General features: G+C 59.8%; 3 protein-coding genes and 1 pseudogene. All 4 read right to left on the bottom strand.

Features of this window, described 5'->3' with window-relative positions; genetic code table 11:
• Positions 1–436, bottom strand: a 436-nt coding sequence (locus PKC81_RS14550) for a PEP/pyruvate-binding domain-containing protein (protein WP_324337316.1), incomplete at its 3' end; no start/stop codon positions are given.
• Positions 433–900 (bottom strand): hypothetical protein, encoded by a 468-nt coding sequence (locus PKC81_RS14555; RefSeq protein WP_324337318.1) that lies wholly within the window; start codon positions 898–900, stop codon positions 433–435. The genes PKC81_RS14555 and PKC81_RS14550, both read right to left, overlap by 4 nt.
• A gap of 15 nt (positions 901–915) precedes the next feature.
• Positions 916–3,189 (bottom strand): glycine--tRNA ligase subunit beta, encoded by a 2,274-nt coding sequence (gene glyS, locus PKC81_RS14560; RefSeq protein WP_324337320.1) that lies wholly within the window; start codon positions 3,187–3,189, stop codon positions 916–918.
• Positions 3,186–3,283, bottom strand: a pseudogene (locus tag PKC81_RS14565) (glycine--tRNA ligase subunit alpha); the annotation flags it as partial. The pseudogene PKC81_RS14565 and the gene glyS, both read right to left, overlap by 4 nt.

A 3,283-nucleotide genomic window follows, 5' to 3' on the forward strand; every position in this document is an offset into this window, starting at 1 on the left:
CGGCATACATCTGGATGAAGCGGCGATAGCTGTCCCATGCAAAGCGCGCGTCGCCCGATGAAGCGGAGAGGCCTTCGACGGTCTTGTCGTTAAGCCCCAGATTCAGAACGGTATCCATCATGCCGGGCATCGATACCCGCGCGCCCGAACGGACCGAGACGAGCAGTGGGTTGGCGGGATCGCCAAAGCTTTTGCCGGTAACGCCCTCGATATGCGCGATGCCCTTTGCGACCTGATCGGTCAGGCCATCGGGGAAGGCCTCACCATTGGCGTAATATGCGGTGCAGACCTCGGTCGTGATCGTAAAGCCGGGGGGCACAGGCAGGCCAATTGCAGCCATCCCGTCAAGGTTCGCGCCCTTGCCGCCGAGGAGGTTCTTGTTGCCTGCACCTTGATCATCAACGCCGCCGCCGAAGCGGTACACATATTGGGTCATTGCAAGGGCCTTTCGGGAGAGGGGGACGAGAGGGTCTTTTGTTTTTCAAAAATCTGGTCAGCTGCTGGCCCGAATAGTGACAGTTGCAGACCATTCTGCAGAGTCAGTCGATAGCCTTTGCGCGTGATCCATTGTTTCGGTTCAATGCCCGTAATGTCCGCATAGGGAATGGTCAGCATGGGGTGGAACAGTCCAAAAATTGACGAAGGTCGCATCGAGAAGCTGTCGCGCCCAATCCAGACGTTGAGGCAGTTCTTGTAAGAGAATGCCCCGATATTTTGGCCAACAATAGCGGTTTGGTAGGACTGTTTGCTCACGCCATCCGGTGGTTGCCTATCCGTCCGATATGCACGCGCCAATTTGCTCCAGCCGCCTTTGGCCATCAACCAGATGGTCAATGCCCAAATGGCCGGGAAGGCCATGACAAACACAATCAGGGGCAACCATGGTGCAGAATGTGACATGGCCCCGACCTGATCCTACCCCTCAATCCTCGAAAAATCCGCAACGCGGTGCACCGCATCACGGAACCTTGCCAGCAAGCCCAGCCTGAATGCCCGTTTTGCCGGATCTGGATCATTCACCATTACGCCTTCGAAAAAGGCATCGATCGGCGCGCGCAATGAGGCGAGCGCCGCCATGGCATCTTCAAATTTTTCAGCTTCAATCGCAGCCGCAGCCTTGGGCTCGGCGCTGTCGAGGGCGGTGAGAAGCGCTCGTTCTTCTGCGCCCAGATCGGCTGTTGCTGCGGCATTGGGATCAACGCCTTCGGCCTGTTTCAATATATTCGCCGCGCGCTTGTATCCCGCAAGCAGGTTTGTGCCTTCATCGGTGCCGACAAAGCCCTGCAATGCCTTTACCCGTGCGAGCAGGCGGACGAGATCGTCCTCTCCTCCGAGCGCAAACACCGCATCGATCAGGTCATGCCGGACGCCAGCCTCGCGCTGCTGGACTTTGAGGCGGTCGGCGAGAAACGGGATAATTTGGAATGCGTTAAAAACGAAAGCATCAATTTCGGATTGCGGCATAGCTTCGCTTCGTCTTTGGGTAACGAGCGCCGGTAAATCGACAGCATCAGGCGAAATTTTTGCCGCAGCGAATGCCGCAATATCACGATCGATCGTAGCGCCTACTTCAGCACTGAGCACCGGAACATAGGTGGATAGGTGCGCCAACAAGAAAGTCTGAAGTGGAAGCCGCAATCCATTCGCCTGCAGGAGCGACGCGGTGCCTAATGCAGCACGGCGCAAAGCAAACGGATCTCTTGAGCCAGTAGGCTGCTCGGAAATAGCGAAAAATCCAAGCAAACTGTCGAGCTTATCCGCCAAACTCACCGCAACCGTCACCGGAGCGGTGGGCACATCATCACCCTGCCCGACCGGCTTGTAATGGTCGCGCACCGCATCGGCGACGGCATCGGCCTCGCCCTGCGCGCGGGCGTAATAGCCGCCCATGATGCCTTGCAGTTCGGGGAATTCGCCAACCATGCCGGTGACCAGATCGGCCTTGCACAGGCGGGCTGCGCGTTCGGCCATGTCAGCCAATTTCGTCGCCCCGGCGGAGGCCGGGGCCGCTGTCGGTTTATTCTGTAATGGCTGGGCCACGCCGCCAGCGGCCCCTGCCTCCGCAGGGGCGACGATGCCTTCCTCAACCAGCCAGCGCGCCAGCTTCGCCACGCGCTCAACCTTGTCGGCAACGGTGCCCAGCTTCTCATGGAAGGTGATCTGCGACAGCTTCTTCGCTTGCTCGTCGAGCGGCACCTTCAGGTCCTGTTCCCAGAAGAACTTCGCATCGCTCAATCGCGCCGCGAGCACCTTTTCATTGCCGGCAACAATCGCCGCGCCGCCATCATTGGCGACGATATTGGCGGTGCAGACAAAGGCGTTGGCCAGCTTGCCCGCCTTGTCATGGCAGACGAAATATTTCTGGTTCACCCGCGCGGTCAGCTGGATGACCTCTTCGGGAACCTCGAGGAACGCCGGGTCAAACCGGCCGAGCATCGGCACCGGCCATTCGGTGAGGCCGCTATTCTCGTTGACCAGCCCTTCGTCAGGCACCAGCACCAGCCCGGCATCAGCTGCAGCCTTTTCGGCGCCCGCACGGATGATCGACCGCCGCTCTTCCTGATCGACGATGACATGCGCGGCGCGCAGCTTCATCGCATAGTCGCCTGCATTGCCGATGGTGACTTCGCCACTGTGATGGAAACGATGGCCCTTGGTCGCGGAACCGCTGACGATGCCGTCAATTTCGCATGGCACCACATCATCACCCAGCAGCGCGACGATACCCTGCAACGGACGGACCCAGCGAAGGCTTTCGGTCGAAATCGATGCGGCGCCCCAGCGTTGCGATTTGGGCCATGGGAAGGCGCGGATGATTGCAGGGATCGCTTCGGCCAGCACATCGGCAGTCTTGCGGCCCGGTTTTTCAACCACAGCGAAATAGACGCCATCGCGTTCGACCAATTGCTCCTGCGTCAGGCCGACCTTGCGCAGGAAGCCCTCCATCGCCTGTGGCGGCGCGCCGACCTTGGGCCCTTTGGTTTCCTCGGACACCGCCTCGGTTTCTTGTGGCAGACCCTTGGCGATCAGCGCCAGTCGGCGCGGCGTCGCGTAGGTGATGATTTCGGCGGCCTTGAGGCCGGCCTTGTCGAGTTCGGCAGTAAACAGGCGCGCAAGATCCTCGCGCGCCTTATCCTGCATACGCGCCGGGATTTCTTCGCTGCGGAGTTCAAGAAGGAAGTCGGTCATTCCGCCCACCCATTCTTGTGCATCCACGCCTCGCATGAACCCTTCGCCAGATCGCGCACGCGGCCGATATAGCTGGCGCGTTCCTGCACGCTGA

Source organism: Sphingorhabdus sp. (assembly GCF_035329025.1).
Taxonomy (GTDB): Bacteria; Pseudomonadota; Alphaproteobacteria; order Sphingomonadales; family Sphingomonadaceae; genus Sphingorhabdus_B.

Coding starts and splice junctions, on each gene's coding strand:
- glyS (WP_324337320.1), bottom strand. CDS start 3,189: ATGACCGACTTCCTTCTTGAACTCCGCAGCGAAGAAATCCCGGCGCGT.
- PKC81_RS14555 (WP_324337318.1), bottom strand. CDS start 900: ATGTCACATTCTGCACCATGGTTGCCCCTGATTGTGTTTGTCATGGCC.